This is a genomic window from Aquibium pacificum, from assembly GCF_040839445.1.
Lineage (GTDB): Bacteria > Pseudomonadota > Alphaproteobacteria > Rhizobiales > Rhizobiaceae > Aquibium > Aquibium pacificus.
Genome location: NZ_JBDPGJ010000003.1, coordinates 524,499 through 547,302 on the forward strand (window position 1 = coordinate 524,499; position 22,804 = coordinate 547,302).

25 protein-coding genes are annotated in these 22,804 nt (G+C 64.3%); 4 read left to right on the plus strand and 21 right to left on the minus strand.

Going from position 1 to position 22,804, the window contains the following annotated elements; genetic code table 11:
• Positions 1-73 precede the first annotated feature (73 nt).
• From lpxB to ABGN05_RS15055, 15 genes are all read right to left on the minus strand, one after another.
• Positions 74-1,246 (minus strand): lipid-A-disaccharide synthase, encoded by a 1,173-nt coding sequence (gene lpxB / locus ABGN05_RS14985; RefSeq protein ID WP_367954837.1) that lies wholly within the window; start codon positions 1,244-1,246, stop codon positions 74-76.
• Complete coding sequence (locus tag ABGN05_RS14990) at positions 1,243-2,130, minus strand: LpxI family protein (RefSeq protein WP_367954838.1); 888 nt, start codon at positions 2,128-2,130, stop codon at positions 1,243-1,245. Before ABGN05_RS14990 ends, lpxB begins: the two co-directional genes overlap by 4 nt.
• Positions 2,114-2,944 (minus strand): acyl-ACP--UDP-N-acetylglucosamine O-acyltransferase, encoded by an 831-nt coding sequence (gene lpxA / locus ABGN05_RS14995; RefSeq protein ID WP_367954839.1) that lies wholly within the window; start codon positions 2,942-2,944, stop codon positions 2,114-2,116. Before lpxA ends, ABGN05_RS14990 begins: the two co-directional genes overlap by 17 nt.
• A 3-nt stretch (positions 2,945-2,947) precedes the next feature.
• A complete protein-coding gene (gene fabZ, locus ABGN05_RS15000) occupies positions 2,948-3,418 on the minus strand; it encodes a 3-hydroxyacyl-ACP dehydratase FabZ (protein ID WP_367954840.1) in 471 nt (156 codons plus the stop codon).
• Positions 3,415-4,470, minus strand: a complete 1,056-nt coding sequence (gene lpxD, locus ABGN05_RS15005; protein ID WP_367954841.1) for a UDP-3-O-(3-hydroxymyristoyl)glucosamine N-acyltransferase — start codon at positions 4,468-4,470, stop codon at positions 3,415-3,417. The genes fabZ and lpxD overlap by 4 nt, the downstream gene beginning before the upstream one ends.
• Positions 4,471-4,530: 60 nt before the next feature.
• On the minus strand, positions 4,531-6,897 hold the full coding sequence (bamA, locus tag ABGN05_RS15010; RefSeq protein WP_367954842.1) for an outer membrane protein assembly factor BamA: 2,367 nt from the start codon (positions 6,895-6,897) through the stop codon (positions 4,531-4,533).
• 214 nt (positions 6,898-7,111) lie between these two features.
• Positions 7,112-8,251: an RIP metalloprotease RseP gene (rseP, locus tag ABGN05_RS15015; RefSeq protein WP_367954843.1), complete on the minus strand. Its 1,140-nt coding sequence runs from the start codon at positions 8,249-8,251 to the stop codon at positions 7,112-7,114.
• A gap of 82 nt (positions 8,252-8,333) precedes the next feature.
• Positions 8,334-9,152, minus strand: a complete 819-nt coding sequence (locus ABGN05_RS15020; protein WP_367954844.1) for a phosphatidate cytidylyltransferase — start codon at positions 9,150-9,152, stop codon at positions 8,334-8,336.
• Between the two features lie 28 nt (positions 9,153-9,180).
• Positions 9,181-9,981, minus strand: coding sequence for an isoprenyl transferase (locus ABGN05_RS15025; RefSeq protein WP_373695937.1), 801 nt, complete (start codon positions 9,979-9,981; stop codon positions 9,181-9,183).
• Complete coding sequence (gene frr, locus ABGN05_RS15030; protein WP_367954845.1) at positions 9,938-10,498, minus strand: ribosome recycling factor; 561 nt, start codon at positions 10,496-10,498, stop codon at positions 9,938-9,940. Before frr ends, ABGN05_RS15025 begins: the two co-directional genes overlap by 44 nt.
• Positions 10,499-10,538: 40 nt before the next feature.
• The gene (gene pyrH / locus ABGN05_RS15035; RefSeq protein WP_367954846.1) at positions 10,539-11,261 is read right to left on the minus strand and encodes a UMP kinase; all 723 of its coding nucleotides are present in this window, start codon (positions 11,259-11,261) and stop codon (positions 10,539-10,541) included.
• Between the two features lie 98 nt (positions 11,262-11,359).
• A complete protein-coding gene (tsf, locus tag ABGN05_RS15040; protein ID WP_367954847.1) occupies positions 11,360-12,283 on the minus strand; it encodes a translation elongation factor Ts in 924 nt (307 codons plus the stop codon).
• 150 nt (positions 12,284-12,433) lie between these two features.
• The gene (gene rpsB, locus ABGN05_RS15045) at positions 12,434-13,195 is read right to left on the minus strand and encodes a 30S ribosomal protein S2 (protein WP_367954848.1); all 762 of its coding nucleotides are present in this window, start codon (positions 13,193-13,195) and stop codon (positions 12,434-12,436) included.
• Positions 13,196-13,384: 189 nt separating this feature from the next.
• Positions 13,385-13,669, minus strand: a complete 285-nt coding sequence (locus tag ABGN05_RS15050; protein ID WP_367954849.1) for a DUF4031 domain-containing protein — start codon at positions 13,667-13,669, stop codon at positions 13,385-13,387.
• A 4-nt stretch (positions 13,670-13,673) separates the two neighbouring features.
• A complete protein-coding gene (locus ABGN05_RS15055) occupies positions 13,674-14,498 on the minus strand; it encodes a cell envelope integrity EipB family protein (protein ID WP_367954850.1) in 825 nt (274 codons plus the stop codon).
• A gap of 139 nt (positions 14,499-14,637) precedes the next feature.
• Between ABGN05_RS15055 and ABGN05_RS15060 the strand changes: the two genes are divergently transcribed.
• From ABGN05_RS15060 to ABGN05_RS15070, 3 genes are read left to right on the plus strand one after another with little or no spacing between them, the layout of a single operon-like run.
• Entirely contained in the window at positions 14,638-15,102 is a 465-nt protein-coding gene (locus tag ABGN05_RS15060; protein WP_367954851.1) for a RidA family protein, read from the plus strand.
• 21 nt (positions 15,103-15,123) lie between these two features.
• A complete protein-coding gene (locus ABGN05_RS15065) occupies positions 15,124-15,840 on the plus strand; it encodes a glycerophosphodiester phosphodiesterase (RefSeq protein WP_367954852.1) in 717 nt (238 codons plus the stop codon).
• A gap of 59 nt (positions 15,841-15,899) precedes the next feature.
• The gene (locus tag ABGN05_RS15070) at positions 15,900-17,105 is read left to right on the plus strand and encodes a GNAT family N-acetyltransferase (protein ID WP_367954853.1); all 1,206 of its coding nucleotides are present in this window, start codon (positions 15,900-15,902) and stop codon (positions 17,103-17,105) included.
• Between the two features lie 3 nt (positions 17,106-17,108).
• On the opposite strand, the gene ABGN05_RS15075 is transcribed toward ABGN05_RS15070, so the two are convergent.
• A complete protein-coding gene (locus ABGN05_RS15075) occupies positions 17,109-17,438 on the minus strand; it encodes a DMT family transporter (protein WP_367954854.1) in 330 nt (109 codons plus the stop codon).
• An 89-nt stretch (positions 17,439-17,527) separates the two neighbouring features.
• Here ABGN05_RS15075 and ABGN05_RS15080 point away from each other — a divergent pair, with 89 nt between their 5' ends.
• Positions 17,528-17,953: an HIT family protein gene (locus ABGN05_RS15080; RefSeq protein WP_367954855.1), complete on the plus strand. Its 426-nt coding sequence runs from the start codon at positions 17,528-17,530 to the stop codon at positions 17,951-17,953.
• A gap of 10 nt (positions 17,954-17,963) precedes the next feature.
• On the opposite strand, the gene ABGN05_RS15085 is transcribed toward ABGN05_RS15080, so the two are convergent.
• The 5 genes from ABGN05_RS15085 to ABGN05_RS15105 all read right to left on the minus strand — a co-directional run bounded on the left by ABGN05_RS15085 (position 17,964) and on the right by ABGN05_RS15105 (position 22,637).
• On the minus strand, positions 17,964-18,317 hold the full coding sequence (locus ABGN05_RS15085) for an AzlD domain-containing protein (protein ID WP_367954856.1): 354 nt from the start codon (positions 18,315-18,317) through the stop codon (positions 17,964-17,966).
• Positions 18,314-19,063, minus strand: coding sequence for an AzlC family ABC transporter permease (locus ABGN05_RS15090; RefSeq protein WP_367954857.1), 750 nt, complete (start codon positions 19,061-19,063; stop codon positions 18,314-18,316). Before ABGN05_RS15090 ends, ABGN05_RS15085 begins: the two co-directional genes overlap by 4 nt.
• A 165-nt stretch (positions 19,064-19,228) precedes the next feature.
• Positions 19,229-21,697, minus strand: coding sequence for an ATP-dependent Clp protease ATP-binding subunit ClpA (gene clpA, locus ABGN05_RS15095; protein WP_367954858.1), 2,469 nt, complete (start codon positions 21,695-21,697; stop codon positions 19,229-19,231).
• An 8-nt stretch (positions 21,698-21,705) separates the two neighbouring features.
• Entirely contained in the window at positions 21,706-22,056 is a 351-nt protein-coding gene (gene clpS / locus ABGN05_RS15100) for an ATP-dependent Clp protease adapter ClpS (RefSeq protein WP_367954859.1), read from the minus strand.
• Between the two features lie 254 nt (positions 22,057-22,310).
• Positions 22,311-22,637 carry a phasin family protein gene (locus ABGN05_RS15105; protein WP_367954860.1) on the minus strand — a complete coding sequence of 109 codons (327 nt, stop codon included), beginning with the start codon at positions 22,635-22,637 and terminating at the stop codon, positions 22,311-22,313.
• Positions 22,638-22,804: the final 167 nt, after the last annotated feature.

Below are 22,804 nucleotides of genomic sequence, written 5' to 3' on the forward strand. Positions count from 1 at the left end.
AGCCCTCGCTTCTTGAACGGCGCCCCCAGGGCGCCGTTTTCCGTTGATGCGGTCGCTTGGGTTCGGGCAATCCTCAGCCGCGATGCGTCCCGATGGTGTCGAGCACGGCGTCGGCTGCGATCTCGCCCGACGGGCGCTGCGTCGCCATCGCGGCGGCGATCACGTCGAAACCGTCCATCTGCGCGGCACGGGTCGGCGTGTCGCCGGCAAGCTGCTCGAGATGCCGCGCGAGCATGCCCGGCCGCACGAAGTGGTCGTAAAACTCCGGTATGACCGGACGATCCGCGATCAGGTTGGGCAGCGACGCGCTCCAGGTGTGGATCATGCCGTAGGCGAGCCGGGCAAGTGCGTCGTTCTTGTAGCAGGCCAGGGTGGGAACCCGGGCGAGCGCCAGCTCCAGCGTCACGGTTCCCGAGGCGGCGAGTGCCGCATCCGCCCGGGCGAACGCCCCGTACTTCGCATCGCTTCCGAGAACGATGTCCGGCTTGATCGGCCAGTCCGCCGTTCGTTCCCGAACCAGGTCGGCGACATGCGCAACCGTCGGGATTACGAGCCGCGGCGTCATGCCGCGCGCGATCAGGATTTCGACGGTCTCCCTGAAGGGATCGAGCAGCTTCGTGACCTCGCCACGCCTGGAGCCGGGCAAAAGGAGCAGTGTCTTTTCCGCCCCCGGGCTTCGCGGGCCGGCGGACCTTTGCCGTTCGGACGCCGCCGAGAGCCCGACATCGTGCGCCAGCCTGTGGCCGACATAGGTCGCGGAAGGTCCCTCCAACCGTTCGAGTTCCGCCACCTCGAAGGGAAGGATGCACAGGACATGATCGACGTATTTTCGCATGCGGACGGCCCGCTGCGGCCGCCAGGCCCACACGCTCGGACAGACGTAGTGGACGATCGGAATGGAGGGATCGGCTGCGCGGACCTTCCTGGCCACGCGCAGGCTGAAGTCGGGCACGTCCACGGTGATGAGGCAGTCCGGATTGCTCGCCACCACGGCCTCGGCGGTCGCCGAGATCCGGCGATGGAGTTGTGGAAGGCGCGCCAGGACTGCCGAGAAACCCATCAGCGAAATCTCGCCGGGATCGAAGATCGTGTCGAGACCGAGCGCCTGAAGATGGCTGCCGCCGACGCCCGAAAGTTCGATGGTCTTGCCGCTCTCCTTCGCCAACGCCGAAACGAGGTCGGCCGCGAGGATATCCCCGGATTCCTCGCCCGCGACGATGGCGATGCGCATGCGGTCCGCCGTCATGACTTGCCGCCAGGGACGCCGGTGACGAAAATGCCAAGCTCGTCTGCGATTTCGACGAGTTCCTTCCGGTGCAACATGATCGCCCTCCCCGCCTCGACGGCGATTCCGGCCAGACCCGCCGCATGCACGCTCCGGACGGTATCGGGACCGATCGCCGGAAGATCGGCGCGAAGCTCCTGGTTCGGCTTGGCGCACTTGACGAGGACCCCGCCAGCCTTGCCGATCCGGCCCGCGGAACGCAGTCGATGCACGCGCTCGATCATCTCCGCGGTCCCTTCCGCGCCCTCCAGCGCCACGACGCGCCCCCTTACCGCGACGGCCGCCTGGCCGATGTCGAGAGCGCCGATCGCCCGCGCGGCCTCCATTGCGGCTGCGATGTTCCGGCGCTCCGCGGTAGACGGCTTCGCTTTCGAGAGCTGTCCTTCCGGTGCAACGAGGTCCGGCAGCAGCTCATGCGCCCCGACGACGTGAAAACCTTCTGCCTCCAGATGGCGCACGATCGTACGAAGGATGCCGTCATCGCCGCGCGCCAGTCCGGCGACCACCCTCGGAAGCATCTTCAGGAGACCGAAATTCCAGCGGATCGATCGTAGCGCTGGCCGCCGCGAAATGCCACCGGCCAGGACGACATGCGTCGCCCCCGCGCGCCGCAGCATCGATATGAGCGTTCCGTAGTCTTCAACCTTGAGCATGCGGTGCTCGTAGCCGAACAGTTCCGGGTCGGTGTCAGGCTGATCTTCGATGATGACGAGGAACGGCGGACGGGCGGGCGGCAGCAGCCCTGCTGCAAGTTCGCCGGGCAGTGCTCCGCCGCCGGCCACGATCGCTACGCGGCCGCCTTGCGCGGCCTGGCCTTGACGCGACGGGTCAGCCGATCGGGTCATCGCCGCTATCTTGGGCTTTCAGATAGGGCGGTACGCAATAGTAGCGCTTGCCGCGATCTGTCATGAAGGAAACGATCTCCATCACCGAAGGGGTGTCCGCAAACTCGACCGCTACCGCTTCGAGGTTCACGGCAACCGGACGTGCCGGATCGAAGATGCGGCGATAGGCTTCCCGCATGCGATAGATCTCCGCCCGGGCCATGCCGGACCGGCGCATGCCGACGAGGTTGAACCCATGAAGCTTCGCCCGGTTCCCCACGACCATGCCGTAGGGGATGACGTCGCCCATGACCGCGGAGCTGCCGCCCAGGAATGCGCGTCTGCCGACCCGGACGAACTGGTGAACGCCCGTCAGCCCTCCTACGATGGCGTGATCCCCGATCTCGCAATGACCGCCCAAGGTTGCGCCGTGGGTCAGTGTCACGTTGTTTCCGACCACGCAGTCATGGGCCACGTGCGAATTGGCGAGGAAGAACCCGTCGTCGCCCACCGTGGTGACGCCGCTGCTCGCATCGGAGCCCACGTGCATCGTGACGTTCTCCCGGATCTTGCAGTTGCGGCCGATTTCCAGCCGCGTGACGCTCCCTTTGTGCTTGGTGTCTTGCGGAGGCCCGCCGAGTGTCGCGTTGGGATAGACCTTCGTCCCGTCGCCGATGCGGGTGGCGTTCATCACCGAAACATGGCTTAACAGTTCCACGTTTCCGCCGATCACCGCGTGCGGGCCGATGTGGCAGAACGGTCCGATCTGCGCGCCTTCCCCGATCTGCGCCCCGTCTTCGACCACCGCGGCGGGGTGAATGAACGTCTCTGCCAAGTGTCAGCCTTCTACCTTGGGGGTCATCATGGCCGTCAACTGCGCTTCAGCGACCTTGTTGCCGTCGACTGTCGCCTCGCAGGCGAAGCGGAAAATTCCTCCCCGCTGCTTTAGCTTCCTGACGTGGATGCGCATCTGGTCACCCGGCTGCACCGGCTTTCGGAATTTCGCCTCGTCGATCGCCATGAAATAGACGAGGCTAGGGCTCGTCGCTGCGCTCTCGCGAATGCAGATCGCGCCGGCAGTCTGCGCCATCGCCTCGACGATGAGCACTCCCGGCATGACCGGATGACCGGGGAAGTGTCCCTGGAAATGCGGCTCGTTGATCGTGACGTTCTTGATACCGACGGCCGAATTGTTTCCTTCGATTTCGACGATCCGGTCGACCAGCAGGAAGGGATAGCGATGCGGCAACAGACGCAGCAGTTCCATGATTGCAACCGACTCGAGCGTCGGGGAAGCTGCGTCACTCATTTTCCGGGTCCCTTGCGTCGCGTGTCGGCGGCGAGTTTCTTTATGACATTCGTCTCGCGAAAGAAATCGGTGGCAAGTTTGGCGGGAAATCCGGCCCATTTCTGTCCGGCCGGTATGTCGTGCATGACGCCGCTGCCGGCCGCTATCTGCACGCGGTCGCCAACGCTGACATGGTCGGCGATGCCCACGCGCCCGCCGAGCATGACGAAGTCGCCGAGCGTGACCGAGCCGGAGATCCCGACATGCGCTGCGATCGCGCAGTGCCTGCCGATCCGCACATTGTGTCCGACCTGTACCTGATTGTCGATCTTGGTCCCTTCCCCGATCACCGTGTCACCCAGCCCTCCGCGGTCGATCGTCGTGTTGGCTCCGATCTCGGCGTCGTCCTGGATGATGACCCGGCCGATCTGCGGAACCTTTTCGAGACCCGACGGGCCGGGAATGAAGCGAAAGCCGTCCTGGCCGATACGGGCACCGGGATGAACCACGACGCGATCGCCGATCAACGACGCGAGGATGCTGGCATTGGACCCGATCCGCGTCTGCCGCCCGATCCGGCAATCCGGACCGACCACCGCGCCCGGACCGACCACCGCGCCGCGCCCGATTTCTGCCCTCGCCCCCACGACCGCGCCAAACTCGACGATCGCACCATCCTCGATCAGTGCGTCCTCGGCGATGCAGGCATGTTCGGAGACGCCGGTCTGGGCGGAGACGGCGGCGGGAAACGTGGCGGCTGGAAACAGCGCCCGGCCGATGCGGGCGAATGCAAGCGCGGGAAACTTGGTGGTTATGACCGCGACACCGGGTGGCGCGAGAGAGGCAAGTTCGGGCTGGCAGAGTACCGCCGCTGCCGACAGACCCGCCATCAGCGGAGCATTGCGCCTTCCATCGACGAAGACCAGCTTTCCGCCGCCGCCCTCCCCGGCCACCGCCAGACCTTCGATGAGCACGGATGCCGCCGACGGGTCCAGCAGGATCCCCTCGATCATGCGAGCGGCTTCGCCCACCGAGATCGCTCGCACAGGCGAGAAGAAGACGGGCTCAGCCATTCCGAATCCGGATCCTCGGACCCGCCTGCGGGCTGGGAGGCCCGCAAGGCAGAGTCAAAGCTAGAAGCGCGTCGAAACGCCGAAATTGAAGTGCTGAACCTGGTCGGTTGGTTCTTTCACGACCGGAACGGCGTAGTCGAACCGGATCGGCCCGAATGGCGACTGCCACAACAGGCTCGCACCGACCGAGGCGCGCCACTCCATGTCTGTCCCCAGGGGCGCCAGATCGTTCCCGAACAGCGTCGCCGCGTCCGCGAAGACCGCGCCCTTGATGCCGAGGCTCTCCGGAACTGCAGGAAGGGGAAACTGCGCTTCGGCACTCGCGTTGATGTAGGTCTCGCCGCCCAGATGGTCGGTTCCGTTCGTGGCCACCGGTCCGATGCCGCTCGATTCGAATCCCCGGATCATGCGCGTGTCGTTCTGGAAGTAGTCGAACAGGCGCAGCGGGCCGCCGGTCTGGACGACGTGTCCCGCGCCAATCGAAACGAGGCCGACGACGTCCTGCTCTTCCAGAAGCGTGTGATAGTAGGACCCGCGTCCCGTCAGCTTGACGAATTCAGCGTCTCCGCCGAGACCTGCATATTCCACGCTGAAAGTCGAATAGAGGCCATCCCGCGGATTCTTCGGGTCGTCGAGCGTATTGTAGAGCAAGGTCCAGCTGACCGAGGACTTGACCCAAGGGCTCTGCACTATGGCATCGAGAATCTGCGGCGCGATGTTGCAGGGGTTCTCGATCACCACCGTCGTCGGATCGTCGACGCACTTATCGTCCAGTTCGTACTCCTCGCGCGAATAGTTGTACGCGATCTGCGAGGTGAGCGAATCGGTGATCGGAAGCCCTAGGCGGATCGTCGCGCCGGTCGTGTCAGAGGAATAGCGGTCGTTATACGCACGCGTCTGCCGATAGACGTCGAAGCCCGCCGCGATGCGCCTGCCGAGGAAGTAAGGCTCCGTGAAGGACAGGCTGTAGTCGCGCGAATTCTTGCCACCGCCGGCCGACACCTTGATGTACTGGCCACGACCGAGGAAATTGCGCTCCGACACGGAACCCTCGATGCTCACCCCGCCGGTGCCGGTTGCCTCGCTCTTGGTCGAGTAACCCGCGCCGACCGAAAACTCGCCGGTCGGCTTCTCGACCACGTCGATGATCAGGTAAACCTGATCCGGTTGCGAGCCGGGCACGGTCGATATGTTCACGGTCTGGAAATAGTCCAGCCGGTCCAGGCGGCGCTTCGCCCGCTGGATCATGACCTGGTTGAATGCGTCGCCTTCGCTGACGTCGAACTCTCGCCGGATCACGTAGTCGCGCGTGCGGTCATTGCCGCGGATCTCGATGCGTTCGATGTAGGTTCGCGGACCCTGGTCGATGGAATAGGCGACGTCGATCGTACGGCTCTCGAAATTCCGGTTGCCGCGCGGTGTCACCTGCGCGAACGCGTAACCGCGCCCGACCACTTCCTCGGTGAGGGCGATGATCGTGTCCTCGACGTTGTCGGCGCTGTAGACGCTGCCGCTGCGCGTGTCGATCTGCGGATTCAGCGACTGGGCATCCACGCCTTCGAGCGTGCTTTCGATCGAAATGTCGCCGAAGGTGTAGCGTTCGCCTTCCTCCACAGTGAACGTGACGGAGTACTGGTTCTGCGCTTCGTCCAGCTCGGCCGACGACGATATGACGCGGAAATCCGCGTAGCCACGGTTGTAGTAGAAGCGCCGTAGCGCTTCCTCGTCGGCGCGCAGACGGTCTTCGCTGTAGACGTCGTTTCGGAACAGGAAGGACAGGATGTTCGACTGCTTGGTCGAAATCACGTCCCGCAGCCGCCCGTCGCTGAAGGCGTTGTTGCCGACGAAGGTCACGCCGGTGATCTTGGTGCGCCCGCCTTCGATGATTTCGAAAACGACGTTCACCCGGTTCTCGCCGAGATCCATGATGCGCCCGCTGACGGTCGCGTCCTCGCGCCCGACGCGGCTGTAGGCCTGACGCACCGCCTCGATGTCGGCGTCGAGCGCTGCCTGCGAGTAGGTGCTGCGCGGCTTCAGCTGGACCGCGCTGGCCAGGTCGGCGTCCTTGACCTTCTTGTTGCCCTGGAAGATGACGGCGTTGACGATCGCGTACTCGTCCACTTCGACCACCAGCGTGGAACCGACCTGGTTGATGCGGACGTCCGAGAACAAGCCGGTTCCGAAGAGCGTCTTGACGGCCTCGTTGATGTCGGCCGGGTCGAAACTCTTGCCCGGCTCGATGCCGACATACTCGCGGATGGTGGCGGTATCGACGCGGCGGTTGCCGCGGACTTCGATGCTGCGGACGACGGCGGCCTCGGCTGAAGCGACGGTCGCGAACTGAACAGCAAACGAACCGGAAGCGACCAAGCCGGCTGAAAGGGCGAGTGCCGATACGGCGCTCACAAATTTACTACCTGCCTTCATCGGGCTTTATTACCTTGTTCTCGTAGTCCCCACGGCGAGAAACCGGAGTGTCGGTCGTGACCGACTCCCGTATGACCCGGATTTCCTATACACGCAAGGCTTCTGGTTAATATGCGTTTACTAATCCCGCGGGCGTGTCGTTCCCGCCACGCATTCTCCCTTCATGGTAAATGTCTCGTCAATCCAACCACCTAGCGCCGGGGCCCGATCCTGCTCAACAGCCGAAGATGTCGTTCCAGAACACGAAGGCCATGAATGCGAGAACGAGGAAGAGGCCCGTCCGGTAGAACGCGTCCATGACCCGTTCCGAGACCGGCTTCCTGCGTACCGCCTCGATGGCATAGAATACCAGATGGCCGCCGTCCAGCGGCGGGATGGGAAGAAGGTTGAGCACTCCTATGCCGACCGAAAGCAGCGCGACCAGCTGAACCAGCCACTCGAAACCCATCGAAGCCGCTCTGCCCGCCATGTCGGCGATCTTCACCGGGCCGCCGAGTTGGCAGCGGTCTTCACGCCCCGCGACAAACCGCCGCAAAAATTGTCCGGTCCGCACGATGATGTGCCCGGTTTCCGCTACGGCCTCCCCCAATGCCTGCATCGGTCCGTACTCGATCACCCGGGGTTGGCCGACTTCCTGGTTGTTGACGACTCCGATGATGCCGATCTTCACCACGTTTCCCATGGCGTCGGTCTGCTCGAGGAGTTCCGGAGTCGCGGTGAGTTCCACCTCGCGACCGTCGCGCAGCATCACGAAGGTGATCGGATCTCCGGCTCTGCCGGTGACGTAGCGCTGCACTTCCCCGAACGTCTCCACGCGATTGCCGTCGACCATCACGAACCGGTCGCCCGGCTGGAAACCGGCCGAAGCCGCCGGACTTCCCTCGCGCACCTCGGCGACCATCGGTTCGGCGACATACCGGCCGTAGATGGAGAACATGACCGCGAAGACCGCGATCGTCAGCAGGAAGTTGAAGAGCGGGCCCGCCAGAACGGTGGCGAAGCGCTTCCATACCGGCTGGAGGTGAAAGGCCCGCGCCCGGTCTTCCTCGCTGAGCTGGTCGATATCGTCCGGATGCGGCTGGCTCGTCGCATTCACGTCGCCCACGAACTTGACGTAGCCGCCGAGAGGTACGGCCGAGAGTTTCCAGCGCGTCCCATGGCTGTCGTTGAAGCCGAGCAACTCCGGTCCGAAGCCGATCGAGAATGCGCTCACGCCGATCCCGCACCAGCGGCCCACCAGATAGTGGCCCATTTCGTGGACGAAGACGACGACGGTCAGGACGAAGAGGAAGGGCACGATCGTGCCCAGGACCAGGCCTTCCGTGCTGAAGATGGAGGTTGCGATCTCACCCAAGCTGCGTATCCGTCCTGTTTTTCTGCGATCCGGCGAATTGAAGTGACGATGCAGGCGCTCGAATGGCGCGGCCCTGATGGAATCAGTTGCCGAAGAGCCCCGCTGCCGGAGTTTCTGCTCCGGAGACAAGCCAGCCGATGACGTACAGCCCAAACGCAGCTGCCACAAGCCCGTCCAGCCTGTCCATGACGCCGCCGTGGCCGGGAATGAAAGAAGACGAATCCTTCATTCCGAAGCGCCGCTTTATCCAGGATTCGAACAGGTCGCCGATCTGCGAGAGGACCGAAAGCACCACGGCGATCGCAACGAACGCCCACCCGGCGCTCGCCCCGGCCACCATGAGGACGGCGATCCCCGCGGCCGTCCCGCAAACGACTCCGCCGACGGCGCCGCTCCAGGTCTTTCCCGGCGAAATGGCCGGCGCCAGTTTCGGACCGCCAATCGCGCGTCCGATGAAGTAGGCGAAGATGTCGGTGCCCCAGACCACGGCGAAGAGGAACAGGATGCCGACCAGCCCGGCTGTGGTATCGCCGCGGACCATCGACATGGAGACGACGGGAAGGACCACATAGAGAATTCCCCAGGCGCCCCAGCGGGACTTGCCGTCGGAACCAGGGATCGCAAGGCCAAGCAGAAACACCGCCAGAAGCGCGGGCAGGACGACACCGACTGGCACGCCGAAGAGAACCAGCAGCAGCGGAATCCCGACCAGGACGAAATAGGCGAGCGAAACCCCGCGCCGGGAAGAGATGCCGGAGATGGTCGTCCACTCGGCGTAGATCGCCAGTCCGGCCAGAACGGCAAGGATACGGAACGGCCAGTCGCCGATCCAGGTCACGCCGAGCGCGACGGCGGCCATGACGAGGGCGGACAGGATGCGAAGTCTCAGATTGCTGGTCATCGCCGCTCCGGACGCCGCGCGAAGGGATTCAAGACGCCACGTCTCGGGCCGAGACCCCTCCGAACCGCCGGTCGCGGCCCTCGAACCAGTGGATCGCCTCCGCCAGGTCCTGCTGACCGAAATCGGGCCAGTAGCAAGGCAGGAAAATCAGCTCCGCATAGGCGGCCTGCCAGAGAAGAAAATTCGACAGCCGCTGGTCGCCGCCGGTGCGGATGATCAGGTCCGGATCGGGCATGCCGGCGGTATCGAGGAAGGCGCCGAAGGTTTCCGGTGTGACCTGCCCCCAGGATATCTCGCCTTCCGACGCCATGCGGGCGATCTTGGCCGCGGCACGCGCGATCTCGTCGCGTGAGCCGTAGCTGAACGCGATGACGAGAGTCATGTCCGTATTGTCCGCGGTCAGCGCCTCGGCTTCCTCGAGCAGGTTGCGAATGTCCGGAGCAAGCCCCCTGCGGTCGCCGATGATGCGCACCCGCACTCCGTTCTGATGCAGTTCGGCCAGGTCGCGGCGGATGAAGAGCTTCAGGAGGCCCATCAGGTCGCTGATCTCGGTCGGCGGGCGGGACCAGTTCTCGGAGGAGAATGCGTAGACGGTCAGCCATTTGACGCCCTGGTCGCCCGTGGCACGCACCACCTTGCGCAACGCTTCGACTCCGGCGCGATGACCGGCGGCGCGAGGCAGTCCGCGCTCGGTCGCCCACCGGCCGTTGCCGTCCATGATGATCCCGATATGGGCAGGCTTGGACATGATCTCTTCCGACTGGCGCGGGCGGAGTTCGCGCTCCTCAGACGTGCATGATCTCGGCTTCCTTCTCCACGAGCGCGGCATCGATGGCGGCGATCGTGTCGTCGGTGAGTTTCTGCACCCTGTCGGAGCGGGAACGCACGTCGTCCTGGCTCAGGTCGCCGTCCTTTTCCGCCTTCTTCAGGCTGTCCATGCCGTCTCGGCGGACATGCCGGACCGCGACGCGGGCCTGTTCGGCATACTGATGGGCGATCTTTACCAATTCCTTTCGGCGCTGCTCGTTGAGTTCCGGCAACGGAATACGCAGATTCGAGCCATCGACGATCGGGTTGAAGCCGAGATTGGACTCGCGGATGGCACGATCGACCGCGCCGACCATCTGCTTGTCCCACACCGACACGGAGATCATTCGCGGTTCCGGCACCGTGACGTTGGCCACCTGGTTGATCGGCATCTGCGAGCCGTAGGCCGACACCATGATCGGATCCAGGAGATTGCTGGATGCCCGCCCGGTGCGCAGCGATGCGAGATCGGACTTGAAGGCGCTTATCGCGCCGTCCATGCGCCGCTGAAGATCCTTGAAATCATATGACGTACTCATGTCGAGGCTCCATGCTTCGGCCGCGACCCGTAGGGACGCATCATGCATCCGCCACGATCGTGCAGCGGCCTTCTCCCTTCAGAATCGCTCCGAATCCGCCCTTCTCGTGGATCGAATAGACGATTATCGGTATGTTGTTCTCGCGCGCAAGCGCAATGGCCGCCGTATCCATGATCGCCAGCCCCTTTTGCAGCACTTCGAGATGGCTGAGGCGTTGGAAACGCACCGCGGTGGGGTCCTTTTTCGGATCGGCCGAGTAAATCCCGTCCACCTGCGTTCCCTTGAATAGCGCATCCGCGCCGATTTCGGCCGCGCGCAGCGCCGCCGCTGAATCGGTCGTGAAGAAGGGATTGCCGGTACCGCCGGCGAAGATGACGACCTTTCCGTCGTTCATGTACTGGGTCGCCTGCCGTTGCGAGAAGCTTTCGCACAGTTCGGGCATCGCGATCGCGGACAGCACCACCGCATCGACACCGATCTTGATCAGCGACGTGCGCAACGCGAGCGAATTGATGACGGTCGCCAGCATGCCCATGTGATCGCCGGTCACGCGGTCGCCGCCCTTGGAGGCCACCGCGACCCCGCGGAAGATGTTGCCGCCGCCTATTACGACGCCGACTTCCACCCCGAGCGACCGGGCCTCCGCGATGTCGGAAGCGATCCGGTCCACGACGGAGACGTCGATGCCGAACCCCTGTTCACCCATCAGCGCCTCGCCGGAAGCCTTCAGGAGCACACGGCGATACGGGGGTTGGGCGGGCATTCTCACCTCTTCTGGCGCGACGGACGGCGTCTGCGATACACGAAGGGCGCCGCGATGTCACGCAGCGCCCCAGGGACGGCCGGATGAGCCGTGAGTGGTTACTTCTTGACCGCCGCCGCCACTTCCGCGGCGAAGTCCGACGTCTCCTTCTGGACGCCTTCGCCCAGCGCGAAGCGCACGAAGCCCGTCAGCTTTGCGGGAGCGCCGATGTCCTTTTCGGCCGCCTTCAACGCCTGCTCCACCGTCATATCGGGGTTGATGACGAAGGCCTGCTTCAGGAGAACGACTTCCTCGTAGAACTTGCGCAGTCGCCCCTCCACCATCTTCTCGATGATGTTGTCGGGCTTGCCGGATCCGCGCGCCTGCTCGGTGAAGATCGCTTTCTCGCGCTCGACGGCGGCCGGATCGACCTGGTCGGACGTGAGCGCCAGCGGGTTCGTCGCGGCGACGTGCATCGCGACCTGGCGGCCGAAGGCGCGCGCGGCTTCGGCATCGCCGGTGGTCTCGATGCCGACCAGAACGCCAAGCTTGCCGAGGTTCTCCGAGACAGCGTTGTGGACATAGGTCGCAACGGCGCCTGATGCGACGGTCAGCTTGGCCGAACGGCGCAGGCTCATGTTCTCGCCGATCGTGCCGATCGCGTCCTTGATGGTGTCGTTCACGCTCTTTTCGCCGCCCGGATAGGTGGCCGCGCCGACGGCTTCGACGGAGCCGTCGGTCGACAGCGCCATCGTGGCGATATTGCGCACGATGTCCTGGAAGGCGTCGTTTCGCGCCACGAAGTCGGTCTCGGAATTGACCTCGACCGCGACCGCGCTCGATGCGTCCGACGCGACGCCGATCAGACCTTCGGCGGCGGTGCGGCCGGCCTTCTTGTCGGCCTTGGATATGCCCTTGGCGCGCAGCCAGTCGACCGCCGCTTCCATGTCGCCGTTCGTCTCGGTCAGCGCCGTCTTGCAGTCCATCATGCCCGCGCCGGTCATCTCGCGGAGTTCTTTGACCTGGGAAGCGGAAATGCTCATTGCTACCTCTCGTCCATGTCCCGGTCCGGCTGCAGCCCCCCGGGCGCAGCGGAACCGGATGAAATGATTTCACGAATCCGGCGCGGCCCGCCGGCCGCGCCACCCGCTTCGCAGATCATTGCGACGCGGATATTACCTTCGACGAGCCGATCAGGCCTGAGGTTCGAGGGTCGGCTCGACCGGTGCTTCTTCGGAGGCGCCGATGTCCATGCCGATGGCGCCCTGCTGGCGGGCAATGCCGTCGATGGCCGCCTTCGAGATCAGGTCGCAGTAGAGCGAGATCGCGCGCGCGGCATCGTCGTTGCCCGGGATCGGATAGTCGATCTGGTCCGGGTTGCAGTTCGAATCGATGACGGCGACGACCGGAATACCGAGACGCTTGGCCTCCTGGATCGCGATCGCTTCCTTGTTGGTGTCGATCACGAACATCAGGTCCGGCGTGGAGCCCATGTCCTTGATGCCGCCGAGCGCCTTGTTGAGCTTCTCGCGCTCGCGCTCGAGGTTCAGGCGCTCCTTCTTGGTGAAGCCCTGGGCTTCTCCGGCAAGGAGCTCGTCGAGCTTGCGCAAGCGCTGGATCGAGTTCGAGATCGTCTTCCAGTTCGTCAGCATGCCACCCAGCCAGCGGGCGTTCACGAAGTACTGGGCCGAACGCTGCGCCGCATCCGCGACGATTTCCGACGCCTGGCGCTTGGTTCCGACGAAAAGGACGCGGCCGCCGCCGGCCACGGTGTCGGAGACGACCTTGAGCGCCTGGTGCAGCAGCGGCACCGTCTGAGACAGATCGATGATGTGGATGTTGTTGCGCGCGCCGAAGATGTAGGGCGCCATTTTCGGGTTCCAGCGGTGAGTCTGGTGGCCGAAGTGAACACCAGCCTCGAGGAGCTGGCGCATGCTGTAATCAGGCAGTGCCATCGTAGTTACCTTTCCGGTTCAAGCCTCCACGGGCCATAGGCGACCGATTGCTCGGATGCGCCACCGGAGGTGTCTGCCGGATTTCTCCCGGACGGAAACCAAAGCCCGTGTGTGGAATGGCCGCGCAGATAGGTGATTTCGGCGCCGAATGCAAGCGCGCCACGCGATCCATTCGAATCTGCAGCGAAATCAGGCGGCCTTGCGCTGCTTGCCGTTCTTCACGCGCACGCGGCGATACACCGCCACGATCTCCTGCCGGCTCGCGCTGACGGCGCCGAGGCTCAGCGCCCGGCTGCGTTCCAGTCCGGTGATGTCGTAATGCGGCGCCGCCGTCTTCGGCGGACCCTGATAGGAGTGGATCGTCAGGCCGAGCTTAGCCGCGAACCCGTGCAGTTCGTGCACGTCGTCGGCGATGAGGTGGCACCATTTGCGGCCCGCCCAGAACCACATAGGCCTGTCGACATAGACCGCCATCCGGCTACTTCGTGCAGCCCTTCGGCTTGTCGAAGACCGCGAGGTCGACGAGCTTTCCCTTCATGGAGAAATCGCCGTAGTCCATCACGAGATCGCGCGTGATGCCGTTCTCATGCAGCTTGAAGTCGATCCTGTAGTCGGGGACTTCCTCGCCGTCCGCCTCGTCCAGGTCGAAATAGGCGATCGACACCGGCCAGAACTTCTTCTGTTCGATGGCCTTGGCGACGGCAAACTCCTCGTCCTCCTTCGACGTCGTGCTTTCCTTGCCGATGATCACCGTCGTCGTCATGATCTTGTCAGCGTCTTCCGAACCGTCGAACAGGTTGGTCTCGTAGAACGTCTCGCCGGCTTCGGCCTTCCTGATCAGTTCCACCAGATGCTGCGTCGGAAACTGCGTCGCATCGAGCGTAACTTCGCTGTCCTGCGGCTTCTCGATGTCGACGATGGTCGAGCCGTCCGCCTTGTGCGCGCTTCCCCTGATCTCCCGGTCGAGCGACCGGTCGACATAGGACTTAGTCGCGAAATCGAACGACGTTCCACCGGGATCCTCGTAGGTCGTCGTCTGCTGGTCGGTCACGCGCGACGTTTCGCTGGTGTCGATCTGGGTGACGAACCGGAACGTGACGGTGTAGCCCTCGCATTCGGACCCGTTGAATTCGTAGACCATTCGACCGCTGAGGCCGGTAATGCCCGAGCGATCGGTCGCCTCGTCCAGCGCGATGTCATAGACGGCCCGGTGCGGCGTGAGCGTCGGCTGCGCAAGCGCAGGCATCGCGGCCGATCCTGCCAGCACTGCGGTGGTGAACGCGGCGGGGCGCATGATGCGCATGGTGCAACTCCAGTTGGTTCCGGCTCCGGACGTCGGCTCGATTCTTCGTCACGATACTTAAAAAGCCGTGGCGTAGGCGAGGCGAAAATAGCAGATTGTGCGCCAAACCCGCCATCCCTCACACGACCGGAGCCGATGAATGTCCGAAACGGTGGAGACGCGCCTCCAATCCATGGGCATAACCCTGCCCCAAGCCGCGGCCCCCGCGGCGAACTATCTTCCCTGGTGCCGGTCCGGGACCCTGCTGTTCACCGCCGGCCAGCTTCCCCTGAAGGACGGCAAACTCGCCGCCACGGGCCTGCTCGGCCGCGATCTCGACACCGCACAGGGGAAGGAGGCGGCCCGCCTCTGCGCCATCAACATCCTCGCGCAGGCGAAAGCTGCGACCCAGGACCTCGAAAAGATCGCCCGGCTTGTGAAAATCACCGTCTTCGTCGCATCCGCGCCCGGCTTCACCGAGCAGCATCTCGTGGCCAACGGCGCTTCCGACCTGTTTGCCGAGGCACTGGGCGAGCGCGGCAGGCACGCCCGGTCGGCCGTTGGCGTGGCATCGCTGCCCATGAATGCGCCGGTCGAGATCGAGGCGATCATCGAGATCGCCTGAAAACCTGCGAGAGATATCCAGATGACCGGAATTTCCTGGCTGACGAGGCGCCCGATCGCGCATCGCGGCTACCACGACATGAACGTGACGCGGTGGGAGAACACGCTCTCGGCCTTCGCGGCAGCGATCGACAAGGGGTTCGCAATCGAATGCGACGTCCATCTCAGCGCCGACGGCGTTCCTGTCGTCTTCCATGACGACAAGCTCGAACGCCTCGCCGGCACCGACGGGTTCGTCTGGCAGCGTACGGCCGCGGAAATGGCCGCACTGCGCATCGGCGGCACCGCCGACCACGCCCCTTCCCTGTCCGAAATGTTCGAATTCGTCGGCGGACGCGTCCCGCTGGTGATCGAGCTCAAGGGCATCCCCGGCCACGACGACGGCCTCGTCGCCAAGGTCGCCGAACTCTTGCGCAGCTACTCCGGCAACGCCGCCATCATGTCCTTCGACCACTGGCTCGTGCGCCGGTTTCCCACGGAGGCGAGCGGCATCCCCTGCGGGCTCACCGCCTGCGGGACGAAGACGCATGAACTCGAAGCACACTTCTCGATGCTCGGTCATGGGATCGATTTCGTGTCCTACGGCGTCTTCGACCTGCCCAATCCCTTCGTCACCTTCGTGAAGGAGAAACTCTCGCTGCCAGTGATCACCTGGACAGTGCGCAAGCCCCAGGAGGTCACCGACACGTACCGGCATGCCGACCAGATGACCTTCGAGGGCTTCGACCCGGACGCCTGATTGCGGCGGTGCGCATTGTTCGACTTGCATCCCTGTTGCGGCGCAATATGTTGGCTTGGATGCGTGCGAAGGAAGGCGACGACCTGGAATTGGATAAGGGCGAGTTCGTCATCCGCGTCGTGCCGTCCATCGGCGGGTTCACGCGCGAGGAATGGGGCCAGCTTTCCGGCACTTCGCGCACTGGATCGGACACGCCCTACAACCCCTTCGTCTCCTACGACTTCCTGTCGTCGCTGGAGGATTCCGGCTGCGCGGTCCGCGCCACCGGCTGGCAAGGCCAGCACCTTCGCCTGGAGGCGCCGGACGGAAGCCTGCTCGGCGCAGTGCCTTGCTATCTGAAATCGCACAGCCAGGGCGAATACGTCTTCGACCACGGCTGGGCCGACGCCTTCGAGCGCGCCGGCGGTCACTACTATCCCAAGCTCCAGGCATGCGTTCCGTTCACGCCGGCGACGGGTCCGCGCCTTCTCGCGCGCCGAGGAACCGACGAGGCCACGGTCCGCGCGGCGCTCGCGGCCGGTCTCAAAGCGCTGACCGACCAGATCGGCGCGTCTTCGGCGCACGTCACCTTCGCCCGCGAATCGGAAGCTGCAGCGCTCGAGGAAGCCGGCTTCCTGCGCCGCAACGACCAGCAGTTCCACTTCTTCAACGAGGGCTATGGCTCCTATGACGACTTTCTCGCCTCGCTGGCATCGCGAAAGCGCAAGGCGCTGAAGAAGGAACGCCGCACGGCGGTCGAGAACGGCATCGGGATCGAGTGGCTGACCGGCAAGGACCTCACGGAAGCCGTCTGGGATGATTTCTTCCGCTTCTACATGGACACCGGCAGCCGCAAGTGGGGCCGCCCCTATCTCAACCGGCGCTACTATTCGCTGATCGGCGAGCGGATGGCGGACGACATCTTGCTGGTGATGGCCAGGCGCAACGGGCGCTTCATCGCCGGCGCGATCAACTTCATCGGCGGCGACACGCTCTTCGGCCGCAACTGGGGCTGCGTGGAAGACCACCCTTTCCTGCACTTCGAGGTCTGCTACCATCAGGCGATCGACTTCGCGATCGACCGGAAACTGAAGGTGGTCGAGGCCGGCGCCCAGGGAGAACACAAGCTGGCGCGCGGCTACATGCCTGTAAGAACCCACTCCGCCCACTACCTCGCGCACCCCGGCCTGCGCCGCGCGGTGGCGGATTATCTGGTGCGGGAACGCGCGGAAGTCGCCGCGATCGGCGAGTTCCTGGAAGAGCGCGGTCCTTTCCGGAAGGGCTGAGCGTCAGTGGACGACGGACCTGGAGAACAGGTTCACGACCAGCACGCCCGCAAGAATCAGTCCGATGCCTATGATCGCCGCGAGATCGAGCGATTGGCGGAACCAGAACCATCCAATCGCGGTGATGAACAGGATTCCGAAACCCGACCACAGCGCGTAGACGACGCCGACGGGCAACACCCTCAGCGGCAACGAGAGGAAGTAGAAAGCCAGCCCGTAGCCTGCAATCGTGACCAGGGACGGCCAGAGCCGCGTGAAGCCATGCGACTGCTTCAGCGCCGTCGTCGCAAGCACTTCGAAGATGATGGCGACGGCGAGGAAGACATAGTTCATGACCGCACTCCCTAGCGCGCCACGAGGTTGACGGGGTTGATCCTACCGACGAAACATGCGCCCTTCCATGCACACCGCACGAGGGATCGATGAGCCAGCCCTATGACGACCAGAACGTCTTCGCAAAAATCCTGCGCGGCGAGATGCCCTGCTACAAGCTCTACGAAGACGACGAGACGTTCGCGTTCATGGATATCATGCCGCGCGCCGACGGCCATTGCCTGGTGATCCCCAAGAAGCCGTCGCGCAACATCCTGGACGTCGATCCCGACAGCCTGGCGGCCGTCATGCGCACCGTGCAGAAGCTGTCGCGCGCCGTGGTGAAGGCATTTTCGGCCGACGGCATAACCGTCCAGCAGTTCAACGAGCGCGCCGGGGGGCAGGTCGTCTTCCACCTGCACGTTCACGTCCTGCCGCGCCACGACGGCGTATCGCTGCGGCCGCACACGGGTGAGATGGCGGACAAGGCGTCGCTCGAATCGAACGCGGAGAAGATCAGGGCCGCGCTGGCTTGAGCCCGAGCGATCAGAGACCGAGCGCGAAGTAGCCGGCGATGAACACGGCCTCCGCGACCGCGATGCCCACGACGATCCGCTTCCCGAGCATGAGGTAGCCCGCGAAACCGGCGGCCGCCGCCCCGAGCCTCAGCGGAATGGGCGTGTCGGCGAGCGCGCCGCCTGGAAACATCACGAGGTTGGCGATGACGGCGGCGACCAGCGCGGTCGCCACCGCGCGCACCAGCACAAGAATGTCGGAATCCTCCGAGATCCGCCCGCCCAGATAGACCCCGAGGAAACGCCAGGCATCCGTCGCCAACCATCCGGCGACGAGGATGAACAGGAAAGGCCACCACCAGGCATCGATGCTTTCGAAACTCATGCGGGACGGCTCCGCCGCGCGAGTTTGTGCCATCCATAGGCGAGCAGCCCGCCGGTGAGGCCGGCCGCGAGAAGATCGAAGCCGGGCACCAGCACGTGGAACAGCGGTCCGAGTCCTAGGCCGAGCAACATGGCAACATGCGCCGCCCTCTCCCGCGCCGAGCCCCAGAGCGAGGTGAGGAAGTACATGGGCGTCAGCAGGAATAGCGCCGCAGAAGCCGCCGGAGGCAGCGTGTCGGCGACCAGATAGACCACCATGACGACGATCATGTTGCCGCCGACCAGCATCCCGCCGAGGCCCGCATAGAAGGTGGTGCGCATGTCGGGCGGCACGTTGCGGAAACGGTCGAGCGCCAGCACCCAGGATGTGACCGCCACGAAATGCGACAGCGCGTAGAGCACCCAGGGACGGGTCTTCTCGACGCGCATCTCCGGCACCAGTGCGACGACCATCGGCATCAGCCGCACCGACGACAGCGCTACCGCGAAGGCCGCCGCGAAAAGCGATGATCCGGACAGGATCGCCCCGATGAGCACGACCTTCGCGGGCAATGCCCAGACCACGAATGTCATGAAGACCGTCTCGACCACCGTGAGGCCGGACTCCTTGGCCAGACCCGCGAAGCCGACGAAAGCACTGGCGAGAATGAGTCCAGGAATCGAGAAGGCCCCTGCGACGCCGCGCAGGAACCAGCGTCGCCCCTCGCCCGCGGCAGCCGCTGTTAATCGGGGCTCGTTTTCAACCATGCAGTGCGCTTAACACGGGGCCTTTGCCGAGGCGAAGCCCCTATTTCGGTCAGGATGTTGCACCAGCACCGGAGCGGCCGGGCGGAGGCGGGGAGTGCCGAAAGAAGAGGCCCGGCGGGTGAAACACCGGCCGGGCCTCGATTTGGTCATTGCTCGTGGGGTACGTCAGTTCTTGCGCGGCAGTTGCGGCACCAGGCTGCGCTTGGGCGGCTCCTTGTCGCCGGACGTGCCTTTCGGCTTCGCCGCGGCCTTCGCCGGCTTGGCCTTCCTTGCCTTCGGCTTGCGCGGCGCCGGCCGGCCTTCGGGGTTCTCCTTCCTCGGCCTCACCGGGGTCTCGTCGGCGATCGTTTCGAGCTTCAGGTCGGTCTTGCCGTCTTCGCTCGTCTCGACGGTGACGCGGACCGTACCGCCCTTCTTGAGCTTGCCGAACAGCACCTCTTCCGCCAGCGGCTTCTTGATGTGCTCCTGGATCACGCGTCCCAGCGGGCGCGCGCCCATGCGTTCGTCATAGCCCTTGTCGGCGAGCCACGCGACCGCCTCCGGCGAGAGGTCGAAGGTGACGCCGCGTTCGGAAAGCTGCGCCTCGAGCTGCATGACGAACTTCTGCACGACTTGATGCACCACTGGCACCGGCAGGGCGCCGAAGGGAATGATAGCGTCGAGACGGTTGCGGAATTCCGGCGTGAACAGGCGGTTGATCGCCTCCACGTCGTCGCCCTCGCGCTTGGTCGAACCGAAGCCGATCGCCGCCTTCTGAGCTTCCGACGCGCCCGCATTGGTGGTCATGATCAGGATCACGTTACGGAAGTCGATCTGCTTGCCGTTGTGGTCGGTCAGCTTGCCGTGGTCCATCACCTGCAACAGGATGTTGAACAGGTCCGGATGCGCCTTCTCAACCTCGTCGAGGAGGAGCACGCAGTGCGGATGCTGGTCGACGCCATCCGTCAGCAGGCCGCCCTGGTCGAAGCCAACATAGCCGGGAGGCGCGCCGATCAGCCGCGACACCGTATGCCGCTCCATGTACTCCGACATGTCGAAGCGCAGGAGCTCCACCCCGAGGGAGGAAGCGAGCTGCTTGGCCACCTCTGTCTTGCCGACGCCGGTCGGGCCCGAGAACAGGTAACAGCCGATCGGCTTCTCCGGCTCGCGCAGGCCCGCCCGGGCGAGCTTGATGGCCGAGGCGAGCGCGGTGATGGCCGTGTCCTGGCCATAGACCACGCTGCGCAGCTCCTGCTCGAGATTGGCGAGCACCTTCTCGTCGTCCGCCGAGACGGTCTTGGGCGGGATGCGGGCCATCGTGGCGATCGTCGCCTCGATCTCCTTGATGCCGATCGTCTTCTTGCGCCGGCTCTCCGGCAGGAGCATCTGCGAGGCGCCGGTCTCGTCGATCACGTCGATCGCCTTGTCGGGCAGCTTGCGGTCGTTGATGTAGCGCGACGAAAGCTCCACCGCCGCCTTGATGGCGTCGTTGGTGAATTTCACCTTGTGGAAGTCCTCGTAGTAGGGCTTGAGGCCCTTCATGATCGCAATCGCATCGTCGAGCGACGGCTCGTTGACGTCGATCTTCTGGAAGCGCCGCACGAGCGCGCGGTCCTTCTCGAAGAACTGGCGGAACTCCTTATAGGTGGTCGAGCCGATGCAGCGGATCGCGCCGGACGACAGGGCGGGCTTCAGGAGGTTCGACGCATCCATGGCGCCGCCGGATGTCGCGCCGGCGCCGATCACCGTGTGGATCTCGTCGATGAACAGCACCGCGCCGGGATAGTCCTCGAGTTCCTTCACGACCTGCTTCAGCCGTTCCTCGAAGTCGCCGCGGTAGCGCGTACCGGCGAGCAGCGTGCCCATGTCGAGCGCGAAGATCGTGGCGTTGGCGAGCACGTCCGGCACGTCGCCCTCGACGATGCGCTTGGCCAGCCCCTCCGCGATCGCCGTCTTGCCGACGCCGGGATCGCCGACGTAGAGCGGGTTGTTCTTGGAGCGGCGGCACAGCACCTGGATGGTGCGGTTGATCTCGTTCTCGCGGCCGATCAGCGGATCGATCCGCCCCGACTTGGCCTTGGCGTTGAGGTTGACGCAGTAGGCCGTCAGCGCGTCCTGCTGCTGCTTCTTCTTGCCACCCTCTTCCGGCTCCGGACCGGCCTGGCCGGGCTGGTCGTCCTCCGCACCGCGCGGCGGACGCGTTTCCGTCGCGCCCGGACGCTTGGCAATCCCGTGCGAGATGTAGTTGACGGCATCGTAGCGCGTCATCTGCTGTTCCTGCAGGAAATAGGCGGCGTGGCTCTCGCGTTCCGCGAAGATCGCCACGAGCACGTTCGCGCCCGAGACTTCCTCCCGGCCTGACGACTGCACGTGGATCACCGCGCGCTGGATGACGCGCTGGAACCCGGCGGTCGGCTTGGAATCCTCGTCGTAGCCGGTGACGAGGTTGTCCAGTTCCGTATCGATGTAGTTGAGGACGGTCTGCCGCAATTCGTCGAGATCCACGTTGCAGGCGCGCATGACGGCGGCCGCGTCGGTATCCTCGATGAGCGACAGCAGGAGGTGTTCGAGCGTCGCGTATTCGTGGTGACGCTCGTTGGCGAAGGTGAGCGCCTGGTGCAGCGCCCGTTCCAGGCCTTGGGAGAAAGCCGGCATTCAGTACCTCACTTCTTCTCCATCACGCATTGCAGCGGGTGCTGGTGCTGACGGGCAAAATCCATGACTTGCGACACTTTGGTCTCGGCGACCTCGAATGTATAGACCCCGCATTCCCCAACTCCGTGATTGTGAACGTGGAGCATGATCCGTGTCGCCGCCTCCCTGTCCTTCTGGAAAAACCGTTCCAGGATGTGGACGACGAATTCCATCGGCGTGTAGTCGTCGTTGAGGATCAGCACGCGATACAGGCTGGGCTTCTTGGTTTTCGGCTTGGTACGCGTGATGACGGCGGTGCCACGCCCGGGTGTGTTCGACCGCTCGTCGTCGCCTTGCGATCGCCTTGTGTGGTTTGCCATGGCTACCCCACCCGTCATCAAGTCCAGCTGTGCCTTGTCCCGGTCGTCTGAGTGAATGCTCAATGTAGGCGCTCGTCTCCAGATTTTAAGGTGTTCTTTTGCGCTGACAATACGGCGGGAATCTCCAGGGCGGGGATTTTTTCGTCGGGCGGCGATGCGGCGCCCGCCCGAACGCACGAAAGCCCGGCCGCGCAGCGCGACCGGGCCACCCCTCGCGCCTTGCGGCGCGCCGTCCCTGCCTCGAAGGTAGATATCTACTTCGGATTCTTCATAACTGATTCGAAGGGCTGGAACGCATTTTTCGCCATGTCGGCGAAAAGTTCGCCCATCTTCGTGGTCTCGGCCACGAATGCCTCGTAGGCTTGGCGCGCGTAGTCGGTCTGAACCTCGACCGCCTTGTCTAGCGACTTCGACGCGAACAGTTTCTCGAGCGTCGCGCTGCCGGCTTCCACCGACTTCTTGGAGTACTCGGTAGCCTCCGCGGTGATCGACTGCGCTCCCTTGGAAAGGGCTGCGACGCTCTTGAGGCTCGTGTCCATGAATTCCTTGCCAAACTTGTTGGCGTCTTCGAACGAAAGCATGTGTTCGGTCCTGACGTGGATGTTGCGGGAGGGGTGAACGGCCGTTGTGCGGCGCATCTTGGTAGTGTGCAGTGCACAAAAAGTCAACGGAAACGAGACATGCTCCTCGCGCGATTGGCTCGAATACGCCCCAAATCCTCCCGATTCTGGAAAGAAAGCAGTTACCT